Origin of the sequence: Klebsiella sp. FDAARGOS_511, from assembly GCF_003812845.1 — a bacterium.
GTDB classification, from domain to species: domain Bacteria; phylum Pseudomonadota; class Gammaproteobacteria; order Enterobacterales; family Enterobacteriaceae; genus Klebsiella; species Klebsiella grimontii.
Genome location: NZ_CP033824.1, coordinates 4,761,096 through 4,778,788, shown reverse-complemented (window position 1 = coordinate 4,778,788; position 17,693 = coordinate 4,761,096). Strand labels below are relative to the sequence as shown.

13 protein-coding genes are annotated in these 17,693 nt (G+C 53.9%); 4 read left to right on the top strand and 9 right to left on the bottom strand.

What is annotated here, in order from left to right:
• Window positions 1-6: 6 nt before the first annotated feature.
• Window positions 7-822: a DUF6694 family lipoprotein gene (locus EGY08_RS24110; protein ID WP_064147087.1), complete on the bottom strand. Its 816-nt coding sequence runs from the start codon at window positions 820-822 to the stop codon at window positions 7-9.
• 474 nt (window positions 823-1,296) lie between these two features.
• Here EGY08_RS24110 and EGY08_RS24105 point away from each other — a divergent pair, with 474 nt between their 5' ends.
• Window positions 1,297-2,403, top strand: a complete 1,107-nt coding sequence (locus tag EGY08_RS24105; RefSeq protein WP_004123009.1) for an AI-2E family transporter — start codon at window positions 1,297-1,299, stop codon at window positions 2,401-2,403.
• Window positions 2,404-2,468: 65 nt separating this feature from the next.
• On the opposite strand, the gene EGY08_RS24100 is transcribed toward EGY08_RS24105, so the two are convergent.
• Window positions 2,469-2,891: a hypothetical protein gene (locus tag EGY08_RS24100; protein WP_004123010.1), complete on the bottom strand. Its 423-nt coding sequence runs from the start codon at window positions 2,889-2,891 to the stop codon at window positions 2,469-2,471.
• 336 nt (window positions 2,892-3,227) lie between these two features.
• Between EGY08_RS24100 and eco the strand changes: the two genes are divergently transcribed.
• Window positions 3,228-3,719 carry a serine protease inhibitor ecotin gene (gene eco, locus EGY08_RS24095; protein WP_004123012.1) on the top strand — a complete coding sequence of 164 codons (492 nt, stop codon included), beginning with the start codon at window positions 3,228-3,230 and terminating at the stop codon, window positions 3,717-3,719.
• Between the two features lie 42 nt (window positions 3,720-3,761).
• Here the strand turns inward: eco and mqo are convergent, their stop codons facing one another.
• Entirely contained in the window at window positions 3,762-5,396 is a 1,635-nt protein-coding gene (gene mqo / locus EGY08_RS24090; protein ID WP_004123013.1) for a malate dehydrogenase (quinone), read from the bottom strand.
• Between the two features lie 279 nt (window positions 5,397-5,675).
• Between mqo and EGY08_RS24085 the strand changes: the two genes are divergently transcribed.
• A complete protein-coding gene (locus EGY08_RS24085; protein WP_004123015.1) occupies window positions 5,676-6,923 on the top strand; it encodes a SulP family inorganic anion transporter in 1,248 nt (415 codons plus the stop codon).
• Here EGY08_RS24085 and mgtE read toward each other — a convergent pair.
• From mgtE to EGY08_RS24055, 6 genes are all read right to left on the bottom strand, one after another.
• Window positions 6,886-8,322 (bottom strand): magnesium transporter, encoded by a 1,437-nt coding sequence (gene mgtE, locus EGY08_RS24080; protein WP_004123017.1) that lies wholly within the window; start codon window positions 8,320-8,322, stop codon window positions 6,886-6,888. The genes EGY08_RS24085 and mgtE overlap by 38 nt on opposite strands.
• A 168-nt stretch (window positions 8,323-8,490) precedes the next feature.
• Complete coding sequence (locus EGY08_RS24075) at window positions 8,491-10,134, bottom strand: multidrug ABC transporter permease/ATP-binding protein (RefSeq protein ID WP_087829144.1); 1,644 nt, start codon at window positions 10,132-10,134, stop codon at window positions 8,491-8,493.
• A gap of 76 nt (window positions 10,135-10,210) precedes the next feature.
• A complete protein-coding gene (gene alkB / locus EGY08_RS24070; protein ID WP_004123021.1) occupies window positions 10,211-10,861 on the bottom strand; it encodes a DNA oxidative demethylase AlkB in 651 nt (216 codons plus the stop codon).
• Complete coding sequence (gene ada, locus EGY08_RS24065; RefSeq protein WP_004123023.1) at window positions 10,861-11,925, bottom strand: bifunctional DNA-binding transcriptional regulator/O6-methylguanine-DNA methyltransferase Ada; 1,065 nt, start codon at window positions 11,923-11,925, stop codon at window positions 10,861-10,863. Before ada ends, alkB begins: the two co-directional genes overlap by 1 nt.
• A gap of 72 nt (window positions 11,926-11,997) precedes the next feature.
• Window positions 11,998-13,050: an FAD:protein FMN transferase ApbE gene (gene apbE, locus EGY08_RS24060; RefSeq protein ID WP_123829025.1), complete on the bottom strand. Its 1,053-nt coding sequence runs from the start codon at window positions 13,048-13,050 to the stop codon at window positions 11,998-12,000.
• A 102-nt stretch (window positions 13,051-13,152) separates the two neighbouring features.
• Window positions 13,153-14,247 (bottom strand): porin OmpC, encoded by a 1,095-nt coding sequence (locus EGY08_RS24055; RefSeq protein ID WP_004123039.1) that lies wholly within the window; start codon window positions 14,245-14,247, stop codon window positions 13,153-13,155.
• 770 nt (window positions 14,248-15,017) lie between these two features.
• On the opposite strand from EGY08_RS24055, the gene rcsD reads away from it, so the two are divergent.
• Window positions 15,018-17,678 carry a phosphotransferase RcsD gene (rcsD, locus tag EGY08_RS24050; RefSeq protein WP_004123044.1) on the top strand — a complete coding sequence of 887 codons (2,661 nt, stop codon included), beginning with the start codon at window positions 15,018-15,020 and terminating at the stop codon, window positions 17,676-17,678.
• The last annotated feature ends 15 nt before the right edge of the window (window positions 17,679-17,693 follow it).

Sequence of the window (17,693 nt, the reverse complement as noted above, 5' to 3'; positions counted from 1 at the left end):
AAGGAATCATGGGGAAGTGCCCTGATAACGGCCTTTAAGTTCAGCGAGGCGACTAGCATCACGCTCGGTAAAGTCAGTTTCACCGAATACAGGGTTTCCTTGAGCATCATCAATGCGAATCACTGTTACAGTGAAGACTGCATCTGCCGGAACTTTAGCTTTGCCCCAGTCAGAGTAAGGATTTGGTGCAAGATTCCAGTCAGCTTTTTCCCCCGGTTCGAGCCCGCCAGAAATTTTGTAGTTGAAAGTGTCAGTGTACCAAGGCACTTCACGACCGGGACTTGAAATTACCCCACGAAAGTAGGCGCGAGATACCGCTTTAGACGTTCCATTCTCTACACTCAACGCAATAATTGGCTGATCAGGTCCGAATTCTGTTTTTTCGAAGTAAAAACGTGAACGTGTGACTTTGAATGACTTAAGTTGTGTGAGGTTTTCTTGTACTTCAGTCTGTTTTTTTTCAAGCTCCGCGATTTCCTGAAGAGCTTGTGACTTTTCTTTCTCAGCCCGCTCCTTACGGAGCTTATCAGCATAAGTGATGACTTCTTCGCCAGTTTTCCCAGAAAGAGCGCTTCTCATTTGCGCTTCAATACCAGCAGTATTATTCGTCATCCCTGCCTGCATCAGATCCTTTAAGTTCAGATTGCTGAAAGCCACTACTTTGATAGCATCATCATAAGATGCGCGTTTATCCTCAGGCAGTGAGTCTCTAACCTTCTGAATCGAGGCCTTCATACTCTCCTCACTTGAGGTATCAATTTTTGGCTGATCACAGCCACTTAGAACACATACAACAGCCAGTGTGAGCCATATTTTTTTCATAATCATTCCCGTAACAAAACAAAACCTAATCTCACAATGAAACATTTTGAAGTATTTAATGAAACAATGCCAAGGGAAATTGTCATATTGAAAACTATGTGGAGAAGTGAAACCACCATGGGGAGAAACTATCCCCTAACTCATTGATGCATATAGCGCATATTTTGCAAAAAAAGCACTGTTTGTTTATACATACGAATACCCCGCGCCACCAGCAACGGTGGGCCTTTCAGCGTTTTGAAAGCGGTGTCATGGGGTGTCGGGGGTCGGAGGTTCAAATCCTCTCGTGCCGACCAAATTATTCACCGACTAAATCGGTAACCCCTTAAGAACCCGCACTCTTACAAAGACTGCGGGTTTTTTAATGTCATATATCCTCCCTGTTCTCAGCAAACTGCACCAGCCACTTTGATTGTAAATCATGGAAAAGCTTCTATTATTTGATGGTACACGTCATTTTTATGAAGGATTCACATGAGAGTTAATGGACTTACGAAGGGATTTTTCATCCTGATCGTGCTGATCGTCACCCTTGCTTTTTTCGACGTTCTCTCCCCCTATTATTCAGCTATTTTATGGGCAGCAATTCTGGCGGTAATCTTCCACCCGGTGAAGAACAAACTGCGCGATCGGATTGGCGAGCGCAACGGCCTGGCGGCGTTTCTGACGATAGTGATTATCTGTCTGATCGTGTTTACCCCTCTGGCGATCATACTCTCGTCGCTGGCCTTCGAGCTAAACGTGGTTTACACCAAACTGCAGCATAACGATACCCAGTTCCCGACTGTGGTAGCCAGCCTCTTTGCGCACCTGCCAGAATGGGCAAGGAGCTTCCTCTCAGAGCATAACCTTGATAGCGCGGAACAAATTCAGCGCCAGCTTTCGGACGTTGCGCTTAAAGGAGGCCAGTACCTGGCCGGTAGCGCATTCTTGATTGGTAAAGGCACGTTCGGTTTTACCATCAGCTTCGGCATCATGCTTTACCTGCTGTTTTTCCTGCTAAAAGATGGTCCGTACCTGGTCAGGCTGATCCTTGAATCCCTGCCGCTATCAAATCATGTGAAGCAGCATCTTTTCGCCAAATTTGCCGCCGTCTCCAGGGCAACCGTCAAAGGTACCGTGGCGGTCGCCCTCGCGCAGGGCGCGCTTGGCGGACTGGCGTTCTGGATCGTGGGTCTTGATGGTAGCATCCTGTGGGGCGCGCTGATGGCGTTTCTGTCGCTGATTCCGGCGGTGGGCTCGGCGATCATCTGGGTTCCTGCGGCGGTCTATCTCTTCGCGACCGGTCAGCTATGGCAGGGGGCGTTTATCGTTGGCTTTTTTGTGATCATCGTCGGCCTGGTCGATAACATTCTCCGCCCTTTACTGGTTGGCAAAGATACCAAAATGCCGGACTACCTGATCCTGATCACCACCATCGGCGGCATGGAAATCTACGGCATCAACGGCTTTGTTATCGGCCCGCTGATCGCCGCCCTGTTTATCGCTTGCTGGAACCTGCTGTCCGGACGCGATCACGCCGGAAATATCGACGAGCTTGATGAGGATTTCTTAGAAGAGGGTAAAAATCACGAGGAGTAACGCGTTCCTTTTGGACCGCCGCAGCGCAGGCATACAGGGGGAGCATATCCCCCCGATCGGCGCTTTTATTTGGCGTAGCCTTTAAACACGCCGTCCTGAGTGACGGCAATTTTACCGTTGGCGTAAACGATAAAGTTGTAAAGCCCCTGCTGGTAAACGGTCGCGTCTTTATTTTTCTCAATCACCGCCGCCGCTTTACCATCAATACTTAAGCCGGTACTGGTGCCTTTAATCTCCATGCCGTTAAAATGCCGGGTTTTCACCTTCGCGCTCTGACTATGCTGAACGGCAGCAGCGGCGTTTTCTAAGGCCTGCTTCTCATAAGCTGCATTCATCGAGGCCTGACGATTTTGCTCCGCTAAGTAGCAAGTATCGCGGGAAATCCCCTTGGCCTCGCAGTTCGCCAAACGCTGTGACTCGGAAGTACACCCTGCCAATAGCGAAAAAACCGCCAGCGACGCAACCAGTAAAACCTTTTTCACTTTCATCTACCATCACTCATATCAATTATTTAAATGAACAATTCCCTTTCAATTAATTTCCCTTATAAAACATTCTAAATGACGAAAGATAAATATAACGAATGAAATAATTTCATATGTAAATTAATTCTTTTGTTGATCATAATCATTTTAAAATTCACATTACCAATAATTGGCTGCAAGGGGAAACCGCGGATTGCCGTAGGGGATGAACAACTGCCTCCACCACGCCAGCAGAACTTATAACTAGAAACTATGAAAACTTTGGTAAACACCACTACCCATAACGCAAACCAATGTTAACATTGTGCTGTTTATGATTGATAACAAAGGATTACTCTCGTGAAAAAAATCACTACGTTTGCCGCCTCCCTGCTGGCCATCGCCTGCGTTTCCGCGAGCGCCGTTGCTGCTGAGCAGCCGCTGGAAAAAATCGCTCCGTATCCTAAGGCGGAACAAGGGATGAAGCGTCAGGTGATTCAGCTGCCGCAGCAGCAGGATGAGTCCGCATTAAAAGTAGAGCTGTTAATTGGCCAGACGCTGGAAGTCGACTGCAATCGCCACCGCCTTGGCGGCCAGCTGGAAAGCAGAACCCTGGAAGGCTGGGGCTACGACTACTACGTGTTTGATAAAGTGACGTCACCCGTCTCAACCATGATGGCCTGCCCGGACGGTAAAAAAGAGAAACAGTTTGTGATGGCTGGCCTGGGCGATGCGGGAATGCTGCGTTACAACAGCAGGTTACCTATTGTGGTTTATACCCCGGCTAATATCGACGTGAAATATCGTATCTGGCGAGCGGACGAAACCATCGGCACTGCCGTTGAGCGTTAATGGTTAAGTCAGATTCCGGCGGCCTGAGCCGCCGGAAAGCATTTACAGCGCGATATCCGCGATAGGTTTGCCTTCAGGCAGCGGTTTCAGCGTCGCCTGCGGCACATCGTCAGCAGCGGTAAGCGGCTCATAGTGCAATTCCAGCACTTCGCTGGTCCACGCCAACGCCCTTTCAATTTCTGCCGCGTTGCCATCCAGACGCGTACCGTAGCTCGGTATGATCGCTTTCAGTTTCGCCTGCCAGTCCGCGGAGTTAATCTTCTCTTTGAACACTTTCTCCATCAGTTGCAGCATGATTGGCGCCGCAGTGGAAGCCCCCGGCGAGGCGCCCAGCAGCGCGGCAACGGTACCTTCATCATCGCTGACGACTTCGGTACCCAGACGCAGAACGCCGCCCTTCTTCTCATCACGCTTGATAATCTGCACGCGCTGGCCGGCCTGCCATAAGCGCCAGTCTTCTTTGCGCGCTTCCGGGTAATACTCGCACAGCGCCGCGTGACGATCTTTGTCCTTTTGCAGCACCTGGCTAATCAGGTATTTGACCAGATCGAAGTTATCCAGCCCGACGTTGAGCATCGGCATGATGTTCGACGTGTTGGTGGAAGCCAGCAGATCCCAAAGCGAACCATTTTTCAGGAAGCGGGTTGAGAAGGTCGCGAACGGCCCAAACAGCACCACGCGTTTGCCGTCGATAATACGAGTGTCGATGTGCGGAACCGACATCGGCGGCGCGCCCACTTCCGCCTGGCCATAGACTTTAGCCAGATGATGGTTAACCACTTCCGGGTTCTCACAGACCAGGAACTGTCCACCGACCGGGAAGCCCGCGTACTCCTTCGCCTGCGGAATACCGGTTTCCTGCAGTAGGGTCAGCGCGGCGCCGCCGGCGCCGATAAAGATAAATTTAGCCCTGATAACCCGTTTCTGGTGGCGATTGTTCGCATCCGCCAGCGTGACGCTCCAGCTATTGTCGGCGTTGCGCTTAAAGCGACGGACCACGGTACCCAGCTGAAGCGAGAAATTGTCATGGGTTTGCAGCCCGGCGATCAGCTGACGGGTGATTTCACCGTAGTTCACGTCGGTGCCGACTTCCGAGCGGGTTGCGGCCACCTTCTGCTGCGGATCGCGTCCTTCCATCACCAGCGGAGCCCACTCTTTAATTTGTTGATGATCTTCGGAGTAGCGGATACCGCGGAACAGCTCGCTTTGTTGTAACGCCGCATAGCGGGCGCGCAGGAAGTTAACGTTGTCTTCGCCCCAGACGAAGCTCATGTGCGGCACGCTGTTAATAAAGGATTTAGGCTTTTTCAGAATGCCCCGGGTCACCTGGTGGGCCCAAAACTGACGAGAAATCTGGAAAGATTCATTGATATCGACCGCTTTATCGATATTGATACCGTTAGCGGTTTGCGGCGTATAGTTCAATTCCATCAGCGCCGCGTGGCCGGTGCCCGCGTTGTTCCATCCATTCGAGCTCTCTTCCGCGACGCTGGACATCTGCTCGACCATGGTAATAGACCAGTCCGGCTCCAGTTCCTGCAGCCAGGTTCCCAACGTGGCGCTCATGATGCCGCCGCCAATCAACAATACATCCGTCTCTTGCTCATGGCGGGTGTTGGTCCGAGTGTTATTGGAACCAACCGCCTGTGAGCTGGGTACGGCCATCTTTTTCTTCATCGGATTTGAGCCTTACTTTACTCGCTTTTTTATTTAGCGCAGGTGAAACGATTCTCGGCTTCAAAGGTAACACTGAAGAAAAAAAATTTAAATATTGTTTAAATTTTAAGTTGAGTTTTGAGATCTGTTATAAAAATGTTTAATAAATGTGTATCACAAATCACATTTTGTACTGGTGTCAGCGACGCTTACGCGCTATTATCCTCGGTTTTGTGACCGACCGCACGTAAGCAGCGATCGATCCTGCCGCCAAATTTTTAAAATCTGCGAACTTTTTTTATGCCTCCAGTTTCTGATCCCGCTACCTCCGCTGACGCTGGCGCATTAGGCCAGATATTGCGTTCGCCCGCGCTGCTGACGCGTGAAACGTTGGCTGGCGTGCTCACCGCACTGGCGCTCATCCCTGAGGTCATCTCCTTCTCGGTTATCGCTGGCGTTGACCCGAAAGTTAGCCTGATTGCCTCCGTGGTGCTGTGTATGGCGATGTCGCTCCTGGGCGGACGGCCAGCCATGGTCACCGCGGCCGCCGGATCGGTGGCGCTGGTTATTGGTCCAATGGTGCATCAATACGGCGTCGGCTACATTCTGCCAGCGGTCGTGATGGCAGGCGTTATTCAAATTTTGTTTGGCATTTGCGGCATGGCGCGGCTGATGCGCTTTATCCCGCAGCCGGTGATGACCGGTTTTGTTAACGCGCTGGGTATTCTCATCTTTTTTGCTCAGGTACCGCATTTCTGGAGCAAGCAGCCGCTGATTATCGGCCTGTTCGTGTTAACGCTGCTGATTGTGCTGTGGGCGCCGCGCTTTATTAAGGCAGTCCCTTCTCCGCTGATTGCTATCGTTCTGTTGACCCTGTTTACCGTTTTCAGCGGCCAGCTGCTGCCGACCGTCGGCGACGAAGGCTCCATGAGCGGCGGACTGCCGGGATTAACCAGCCTGATGGTGCCTCTGGACTTAACCACGCTGAGCATTATCTGGCCCTGCGCGCTGAGCATCGCTTTTGTCGGCCTGATGGAGTCACTTCTGACGGCGAAGCTGGTCGATGATTTGACCCATACCCCTTCCAGTAAGGCGCGCGAGAGCGCCGGTCTGGGCATCGCCAATATCCTCGCCGGGTTTTATGGCGGCATCGCCGGATGCGCAATGATCGGCCAGACCATCGTTAACGTTGAAATGGGTAAAGCGCGCAGCCGCGTCTCGACCATTGTCGCAGGCCTGGTGCTCCTCCTGCTGGTGACCGCGCTCAGCGAAGTGATGGCGAAAATCCCGATGGCCGTTCTCGCCGGCGTGATGGTGATTGTGGCGGTAAAAACCTTTAGCTGGCACAGCGTTCGTCCGGCGGAGCTGGCGCGCAACCCGTGGCCGGAAACGCTGGTGATGCTGGTAACCGTCGGCGCGACCGTCGGCACCAGCAATCTGGCAATTGGCGTCCTGGCAGGCCTGGTTTCGATGGTGCTGATCCCCCGTCGCCTGCGTAATCAAGCGCGGTCTACATCAGAAAAATCGTCGCCAGCCCAAGAAAAATAAAGAATCCGCCGGTGTCGGTAATCGCGGTAATCATCACGCTGGAGCCGACCGCCGGATCGCGACCTAGCTTAACCATCACCATCGGGATAATCACGCCCATCATCGCCGCCATTAGCAGGTTGAGCATCATCGCCAGGGTCATCACGGCGCCAAGCTGCGGATCGTCATACAGCCACCAGGTAATGGCCCCCATGATCCCGCCCCAGACGATCCCATTGATCAGCGCAACACCCATCTCACGCAGGATCAGAAACGAAAAGCTTCCCGGCTGAATATGCTGTAACGCCATTGCCCGTACGATCATGGTGATCGTCTGATTGCCGGTGTTGCCGCCGATCCCGGCGACGATCGGCATCAGTGAGGCCAGCGCCACCAGCTGGGAGATGGTGTGTTCGAAACCGTCGATAACGCGGGAGGCGATAAATGCGGTGCATAGATTCACCGCCAGCCAGGCCCAGCGGGTCTTCACCGCCTTACTGACCGGGGCAAAAACGTCGTCGTCGTTGCTCAGGCCGCCCATCCGGCGTAAATCGTTGTCCGTCTCTTCATAGACCACATCAACGATCTCATCGATAGTTAAACGCCCCATCAGCTTGCCGTCGGCATCAATCACCGCGGCGCTGAGTAAGTCATCACGTTCAAAAGTACGCGCCACTTTTTCCGCATCCTCGTGCGGCTGGAAGGTGACGGGATCGCCTTCCATCACTTCCCCTACCCGCTTCTGCGCATCGTTAAGCAGAATGGTTTGCAGCTCGAGTTCGCCGAGCAGCAGCTTATTGCGGGTGGTCACAAACAGTTTGTCGGTGTTCTCCGGCATTTTCCCTAATCGCCGCAGATAGCGCTGTACCGCCGCAAGGGTGGCTTCCGGACGAACGGTAATGACCTCAAACTCCATGATCGCGCCGACGGTATTGTCGGCGTAGCGCATCATCTGGCGAATACGCGCGCGCTTATCCGCGGGCAGCGTTGCCAGCAAACGTCCGGTCAGATCGCGCGGCAGGTGCTGCAGCAGGTAGACCTGTTCATCAATATCGAGATTTTGCAGCGCGAACAGCAGGTCGTGATCGCTCATTTCCTCAATGAGGTCGCCCCAGACGCTTTCCGATGCCTCCAGCAGCACTTCACCGCGCTTATCGTCAGCGACCAGCCGCCAGAGCGCGTTGCGCGCATCATAAGGCAGAGCCTCAAGCGCATCGGCAAGGTCCGGGGGCGGCAGGTGGGAAACCAGCATCTCCACTTCCGCCAGATCGTCGGCAAGCGTACTGTCATCGTAACGTTCAGCGAGGGTTAATTTACCCAGCAGCGAAGATGTGACGGCTTTATCGGTGCTCAGCAGCCAAATGAGGCGGGCGCGCTCTTCGTCACGCAATCTGGCGCTTTTTTTATGCAAAACGGACATCGGTCAGGCAATCCTTGTAAAAATATCTGTCAGACCAGCAGGCCGGAAGCCTTAAGCATAGCGCGAGGAGGCGGAAATAATAACCGCTATGAATTCAGTCGACGGAAAAAACAGCAGCCTGCGGGAAGCCCGGAGGTCGGCTGGCGCCTCCGGGACGGCATAAAGCGATCAGGCGGTACGGGCGACCGCGTCGCGCGTCGCCAGCTCGCGCTCATTTCCGGTCAGCTCAGACAACTGGCCGCCGCGCATTTCCAGCAGTCTGTCGGCGTGCTGAAAGTAGTGATCGTCATGGCTAATAGCAAAGAGGGTTTTACCCATCTCCTTCATCAGCGGCAGCAGCACCTGGTAGAATTCACGGCGGAAATGGGGGTCCTGATCCGCCGCCCATTCATCAAGCATAATGATATCTCTGTCTTCCGCTAACGCCAGCAGCAGCGCCACGCGCTTTTTCTGTCCTTTTGACAGCTTCAGGTCGAGGATTTTGCCATCGTCAAGCCGTAGCTTATGGTTCATCTGCAGATAACCCAGCCACTTCTCCACCAGCGCCGGGTCAGCCGCCTTTCCTTCCGGCCCCAGCAGTCTGTCAAACAGCCAGACGTCGGTAAACACCGCCGAGAACAGCTTGCGATAATCTTCCGGCTTATCCGCCGCCATCGGCTGCCCGTCGACCAGGATCTGCCCGGAAAGGGGCTGATACAAACCGGTCAACAACATAGCCAACGTCGATTTCCCGCTACCGTTGCCGCCAATCAGAAAGACCAGTTCGCCGCGCTTGAGGGTCATATTAATCGGCCCGACCGCAAAGCTGTTGTCAGCATAATGGAAGGTGATGTCGCGCAGCTCGAGCGTCTGCCAGTGGGGATGCGCCTGCGGCTGCGGAAATTCAGCTCGGTACGGCACGAGCGAAAACTTATTCAGCTTGTTGAACGCCACCTGCGCGCTGAGCAGAGTGGGCAGCGCGCCAACTGCGGAAAGCAGCGGCGTGCGCAGGAATAATAGGGTCAACGAGTAGGTCGCCGCCACCGCCGTATCGGCCCAGCCCAGGCTGTTGGCCATCCAGAAGACCAGGCCAATCGCGCCCAGCATCATAATATTCGACCAGTTAACCGCGCTCAGATGGAAGGTATCGGCGCGAACAATATGGTGCCGGTATTCTCGCGCATCCGGCAGATAGAGCTGATTAAACACATATTCGGCGCGCTCGCGGTTGAGAGTGAGTTCTTTGCGACCTTCGAGCACCGTCTGGTAGTCGTGATATAGCTTATCTTCGCTTTCGCGCAGCGACGCCATATGTTTATACACCCGAGATACCAGCATAAATCCGCCCCAGATGGTCAACGCCAGCCACAGGGCGGTAACCAGCATCATTTTTCCCGACAGCCAGGCCAGATAGGCGGCGGAACCGAAGGTGAGAATAATCCCCTGCACCAGCTCCGGCAGGCGCACGAAGGCAATGGTGATATTACGGATATCGCTGGTTAGCCCGGCCAGCAGAGACGCGCTGCCGATTTTCTCGATCTTCTCGATTTGCGTATCCAGAATGCGCTTAATAAACTCGCCGCGCAGGCGGTAAACGAAATGGTGGCCGAGCGTGGTCAGCGCCAGCTGCGAGCCGAGGGTGACCGCCATCAACAGCAATAGCAGCCCGAGAAACTCCGGCAGGACCGTCAGGGAGGTATCGACAAGGGTTATCAGGCGCAGGTTAATGAAGGCGATAAGCCCAATACCTAGCGCCGCGCTCAGCAGGCTCAGGGCAATGACGGAGATAAACGGCCAGCGATACTGACGCCAGACAAGAAGAAGAAGTTCCATAACGCATAATCCGGGCAAGCAAAAACAGCCAGCAGTTTAAACTGCTCGACGATGACAGCAAGAATAATTCTTATTTTTATTCTTTATTACCCGCCAGGCGGAAAGTGAGATTGTAACGACAGGCGCCGGTCTCCGGGTGGATGCCCTCTTTGAGCGGCTGAATACCGTGGTAAAACAGCCGCGATTCGCCGCCCCAGACCACCACATCGCCGTGCTCCAGCAGCACACGCTGTAGCGGATCGTTACGCCGCAGCCCGCCGAACTGAAATATTGCCGGCAGCCCCAGCGAGACGGAGACAATCGGCGCTCGCAGGTTATGCTCGTCTTTATCCTGATGCAGCGACAGCTTCGCGCCGGGCTGGTAGCGGTTGATAAGACAAGCATCCGGGGTAAAGCGCGCATAGCCAGCCGCCGCCGCGGCCTCTGCGGCCAGCTCGCGGAAAGGCGGCGGCATCTGCGGCCAGCGCTTGCCGGTCAGCGGATCGTCGGCAGCATAAAGATAGCCATACTGGTTCGTCGTCCAGCCCAGCTCGCCGCAGTTGGTCATCGCCACCGACATCGTATAACCGCCGGGGGTGACCATCTGGCGAAAAGGCGAACGATCGGCAATCCCGGCGATTGCCTGCAACAGCGCCGGGGCGCGCTCTCGGGCGTAGCGGCGCAAAATTATCGCCCCCGGAGCCAGCGGCTCCTGCCAGGGCGGCGTATCGGCAAAAAGATCGAACATTATTTCTCCTCGGATGACGCTTCTCGCGCCAGCAACAGCGCCTTGCGCGCCGTTCCCCAACGATAGCCGGATAGCGCCCCATCTTGGCGAACGACCCGATGGCAGGGAATAACCAGCGCCAGCTTATTAGCGGCGCAGGCGCTTGCCACCGCTCTCACCGCGCGGGGGCGGCCGATACTTTGCGCGACCTGGCGATAGCTGCGGGTCTCTCCCGCCGGGATCTGACGCAGCGCCTGCCAGACCTGAAGCTGAAAAGCCGTGCCGCGCAAATCCAACGGCAGGGAAAACGGCTGCCGGTGGTCATCAAGATGGGAAAATACCTGCGCCACCCGCTGACGAAAAGCATCATCGCCCGGATGCAGCCGCGCATTGGGAAACAGGCTGGCTAATTCAGCGTAGAGCAAAGCATCGCTCTCTCCCGGCAGCACGGCGCACACGCCCCGCTTACTCTCAGCCACCAGACAGCGTCCCAGCGGACCATCGCCGCATACCCAGGTAATATCGAGATCCTCGCCGCCGCGGCGAAACTGGCGGGCGGTCATCCCCAGCGCGGCATCTGCCTGCTGATAGTAGCTGCTATTGTCCGGGAAGCCGGCCGACAGCGCCGCATCGGTAATTTTCTCCCCCTGCCCCAGCGCTTCGCGTAAACGGCGAGCGCGCCAGGCCTGTTGCCAGGCTTTAGGGGTCATTCCGGTGACGGATTTAAAGAGGCGGTGAAAATGAAAGGGGCTGAGCGCGGCCTGACGCGCCAGCGCCTCCAGCGTCACCGGCATTTCCTGCTCCAGCAGACGGCACGCGGCGGCCACTTTCTCTACCTTCTGCTGCTGCGGGTCGGTTTTTTCCGGCTGGCAGCGTTTGCAGGGGCGAAAGCCTTCCGCCTGCGCGGTTGCAACGTCAGGGTAAAAGCGAACATTTTCCCGCAGCGCGCGACGCGAACGACAGGACGGACGGCAGCAAACGCCGGTGGTCAGCACGGCAAAAACAAACTGACCATCGGCGCGGGCATCACGTTCGCATACCGCCTGCCAGCGGCGCTCATCGGTATCAATCATTATCGGTTTCATCACGGACTCCTGCTGTAAGTGTATCTGCAGTCTGGCCCGAAGTCCGTTAACAAAAACCCGAAATCTTGCGCTTTAATTTTTCTCGCCGACGAGGAACGCGCGGAACTGCGGCGACATCCAGGTTTTAAACCCGTCACCCTCTTTGACAATCATATATACCGCCAGCCCCTGTTCGCGAACCACGTCCTGCGCTTTTTCCGGCCCCAGCACCATCAGCCCGGTATCCCAGCCGTCGGCCTCCAGCGCCGTCGGGGCGATAACGGTCACCGAAACCAGTTTATGATCAATAGGCCGCCCGGTTTGCGGATCGATAACGTGCGAGATGCGCTTACCGTCCAGCTCATAGTAGTTGCGGTAGCTGCCGGAGGTGCTGATGCCGTGGCCGTTGATATCAACGATCGCCTGCACCGCGTTTTCGCGATCGGTTGGCTTCTGGATCGCCACCCGCCAGGGCTGCCCTTCCGCATTCATACCCCGGCTCACCAGCGCGCCGCCCACCGAGACCAGATAGCGCGAGATCCCCTCCTGCTCCATCAGGCGCGCCAGATGATCGGCGGCGTAGCCTTCACCCACGGTAGAGAGATCGACGAACAGATTCGGAATGTCTTTTTGCAGATACTGTTGGCCGGCCTGGTTGATCACCGTCAGATGCTGTAATCCGCTGCGCGCTTTCGCCGCAGCAATCTGCTGCGCATCCGGCGTTTTTACCGGCTGTTTATCCGGACCAAAGCCCCATAAATTGACCAGCGGCCCGACGGTGATATCCATGGCGCCATGGGTTTTCGCGCCAATGCGCAGCGACATCGTCACGATATCTGCCATCGCCTCGCTGACCGGCCACGGCGACGTTCCCGGCGAATGGTTAAAGCGCATCAACGCTGAATCGTTCTTCCAGGTAGAAAGTAGACGGTCGTCGGCATCGAGCTGAGCCTGCACTTTCTGGCGCAGCGCCTCGGCCTTCGCCTCATCAAGGTTGATGACGCTGACCCGCCAGAATGTGCCCATGGTTTTGCCATCCAGCACGGTGGCGGCGGATTTTGGCGTCTGGGGAGAGGTGGCTGAATCACAGCCTGAAAGTAATACGCAGGCGCCGAACAGGGCGGCGCGGAAAAAAGTGATATCCATAAAATTGGCTTCCTCTGGCTAAGGCGCAAAGAGTACACCAGTAAGGTTAAACCGGGCATAAAAAAAGGCGCCATCGGCGCCTTTTTTCAAACTTCTGCGTACTTAGAACTGGTAAACCAGGCCCAGAGCAACGATGTCGTCGGTAGACACATTGGCAGCACGGGTGAAGCGGTTGTCGTCCAGCAGGTTGATTTTGTAGTCAACGTAGGTGGACATGTTTTTGTTGAAGTAGTAGGTCGCGCCTACATCAACATATTTCAGCAGATCCTGATCGCCGTAACCTTCCAGATCCTTACCTTTGGACTGCAGGTAAGCCACGGACGGACGCAGACCGAAGTCGAACTGGTACTGTGCAACCACTTCGAAGTTCTGAGCTTTGTTAGCAAAGCCCTGGTTGCCAGCGCGAGTTGCGTTGTAGGTCTGGGTGTACTGAGTCGCCAGGTAGATGTTGTTGGCGTCATATTTCAGACCACCGGTGTAGGTTTCAGCGTTGTCGCCGCGGCCCAGAGCAGGAACAGTGTTCTGCTGGCTGGTACGTTTAGAGTGAGAGTACGCGAAACCAGCGCTGATACCGTCGTAGATATCATAGGTCACAGCAGTGCCGTAACCGTCGCCGTTCTGTTTGTTCCAGTCACGACCGTTGTTGGTCGAACCTTCACCGCTTACGCTGCCGTTTTTACCCTGATACTGCAGAGCAAAGTTCAGGCCGTCAACCAGACCGAAGAAGTCAGAGTTACGGTAGGTTGCCACGCCGTTAGCGCGAGACTGCAGGAAGTTGTCAGAACCGTAGGTGTCGCCGCCGAATTCCGGCAGAACGTCGGTCCAGGAAGTTACGTCGTAAACAACGCCGTAGTTACGACCGTAGTCGAAAGAGCCCGCGTCGCCGAATTTCAGACCTGCAAACGCCAGACGAGTCCACGCCTGATCGCTGGAGCTTTCGGTGTTGTTAGCCTGGACGTTGTATTCCCACTGGCCGTAACCGGTCAGCTGATCATTGATCTGGGTTTCGCCTTTGATGCCCAGACGCATGTAGGTCTGGTCGCCATCTTGACCTTTGTCGTCAGAGAAATAGTGCAGACCGTCGATTTTACCGTACAGGTCTAATTTGTTGCCATCTTTGTTATAGACTTCAGCCGCATTCGCTGCGCCCGCTACCAGCAGTGCCGGTACCAGGAGGGACAGTACTTTAACTTTCATGTTATTAACCCTCTGTTTGTTATATGCCTTTTATTATTGCCACTGCTTACTGATTACCCTTCTAATCAGTCGGCTATTTCATTGTGCTGCAAAATGCAGAATAATCCAACAAGAATATGATACTAAAACTTCTAAGATGTTTCAAAATACCCACAAGATGTTTCAAATTGTAAATGCAAGGGAACTTTTTTTCTGCACAAAAAGCTCATAAAAATAAGCACTAATAATCAAAAAATAAAAATTATCAATCAATGTCAAAGAGTTACACAGTTACACACCTATAGCACTGAATGGTAAAACAAAATTCTCATCTGGGACTAAAATTAATCCCGCTATCATCATTAACTTTATTTATTACCGTCATTCAGTTCTGAATGTCTGTTTACCCCTATTTCAACCGGATGCCTCGCATCCGGTTTTTTTTACCCTTCTTTACACATCTTTAATTATTCCCTGCTAACCGCGAAAAAAATAACGGTTATTAATCAAACAACTTACGGCTAAAATCGGAGTAATTTATATAATTTCTTGTTATTTAGTGCTATTTACATTATCGAATCCGTAAATAATTGTACAAAAATAACCGGGACGTACATCTTTGTACGCCCCGCTGGTTTGGCATAAATCTCAAGGCAAAAAGTCATTGTAGGATATTCAGATGTATGGATTTTGGACGTTAACCCTTATACTGTTCGTAGCATCTGCGCTGCCCCCGGTTAACTTGGTGCAACAGTCCGTTTACACACAATGATGAGTCGTATTCTCACACGATGACCCCGAAAAAATTTTCCCTGATACCCGGCAACATTACTCGCTTCTTTATTCTCATGGTCATCGTCCTACTGGCGACGATGGGGGTCATGATCCAAAGCGCCGTTAACACTTGGCTTAAAGACAAAAGCTACCAGGTGGTCGATGTCAGCTACGACTTACATAAACGCATCGATACCTGGCGCTACGCCACCTGGCAGATTTATGACAATATCGCTGCGACCTCGTCCAGTTCAGTCTCAGAGACAGGGCTCCAGGAAACGCGTTTAAAACAGGATGTTTACTACCTGGAGAAACCCCGGCGCAAAACAGAAGCGCTGATTTTTGGCTCGCATGACGGCTCAACGCTGGAAATGACGCAAAAAATCTCCAACTATCTCGATATCCTGTGGGGCGCCGAGACGATCCCCTGGTCGATGTATTACCTGAACGGGCTTGATAACAGCCTGATTCTGGTTTCAACGCTGCCCTTAAAAGACCTCTCTTCCAGCTTCAAAGAGTCGACCATCAGCAGCGTCGTCGAATCACGACGGGCAGAAATGCTGCTTCAGGCCAACACCTTAGATGAACGCGAGACCTTTTCGTCGCTGCGCCACCTTGCCTGGCAAAACGGCTACTACTTTACTTTACGCACGACATTCAACCAGCCCGGTCACCTGGCGACCGTTGTCGCCTTCGATCTGCCCATTAACGATCTCATTCCTCCTAGTATGTCGCTGGAGAGCTTCCGGCTGGAGCCCGATCCGTCGCAAAGCGTCAACAGCAACCCGGATAAAGAAGCCGCCGACATCGTTAGCATTAACTTTAACGGCCCGCAGATTGAAATTCTCACCACCATTAATACCACCGGTATGCGTCTGGTCTGGATGGTGCCCTTTAGCGAGCTGATTCTGGAGTCCTTGCAGAGTATCTTACTGCCGCTGTTGCTGAATATTGGTCTGCTGGCGCTGGCGCTGTTCGGATTTACGACCTTTCGCCACTACAGCGGCCGTAAAAGCATCGTGGGAACGGCGGTCTCTTCGGCAGCCAATAATGAGCTGCGCGCCCAGCGCGCCATTCACGAAGAGATTGTTTCCCTGCTGCCGCTAGGGCTTCTGGTGCACGATCTGGACGCTAACCGTACGGTGATTAGCAATCCGATTGCCGATCATCTGCTGCCGCATCTGAACCTGCAAAACATCATTAACATGGCCGATCAGCATCAGGGCGTGATTCAGGCGACGGTGAACAATGAACTGTATGAAATCCGTCAGTTCCGCAGCCAGGTTTCGCCGCGTACGCAAATCTTTATTATTCGCGATCAGGACCGTGAAGTGCTGGTGAATAAGAAGCTCAAGCAGGCCCAGCGCCTGTATGAGAAAAACCAGCAGGGCCGCACTGCTTTTATGCAGCATATCGGTATGGCGCTGAAGCAGCCAGCGCAAACGCTGGCGGAAGAAGCCGCGGCGCTCGGCATAGCTGAAAGCCGCAAGCTGGCCCAGCATGCAGATGAACTGGTCCAACTGGTCGATGAAATACAGCTGGCAAACCTGCTGGAGACCGATAGCTGGAAGAGCGCGCAGGGTCTGTTCTCCATTCAGGAATTGATAGATGAAGTGGTGCCTGAAGTCCTGCCCATCATCAAACGTAAAGGTCTTCAGCTGCTGATTAACAACTCGCTGCCGGCCAATGAGCAACGCTACGGCGATCGCGACGCCCTGCGCCGCACACTTTTACTGCTCATCCAATATTCGGTTACCACCACGCCTATCGGCAAAATCACCCTGGAAGTGAGTAAAGATGAATCAGCTGACGACCGCCTGACCTTCCGTATTCTGGATACCGGCAACGGCGTTTCGGCGAATGAAATCGACAATATGCACTTCCCGTTCCTCAACGAGACGCAGGCAGACCTTTACGGCAAAGCCAACGCCCTCACCTTCTGGCTCTGCGATCGCCTGACCCGCAAGCTAGGCGGGCAGCTCAATATCAAAGCGCGCGAGTCGCTGGGCACCCGCTACTCCCTGCATCTAAAAATGGCCGCCAGCGCAGAGGAGAGTGATTCAGGGGAACATCTGTTGGATGAGGTCGTAATACTGCTTGATGTAACGGCCCATGAAGTCCGCCGTATCGTCACCCGCCAGCTTGAAAGCTGGGGGGCCACCTGCATCACGCCGGATGACAGAATCACAAGTCAACAATATGATCTCTTTTTAACGGATAATCCGTCTAATCTTACTGCTTCGGGCTTGCTTTTAAGCGATGATGAAGTCCGGGTTCATAAGATTGGTCCTGGTCAGCTCCGCGTAAACTTTAATATCAGCGCTGCGATGCAGGAAGCTATCCTCCAGCTGATTGAGCAGCAGCTTGCTGAGGAAGAGGAGCCCCCTTCCTCAGCCGGTAGCGAAAGTAACGCCGAACTGCATGCCAGCGGCTATTACACGCTGTTTGCAGACACGGTACCAGATGATGTTAAGAGGCTGTATAATGAACGGGCAACAGGCGATTTCGCCGCGCTGGCGCAGACCGCTCACCGCCTCAAAGGGGCGTTTGCTATGCTAAATCTGGTACCCGGCAAGCAGTTATGTGAAACGCTTGAGCATCTGATTCGAGAAAAAGATGCGCAAGGCATAGAAAAATATATCAGCGACATTGACGACTACGTCAAGAGCTTGCTGTAGCAAGGTAGCCTAATA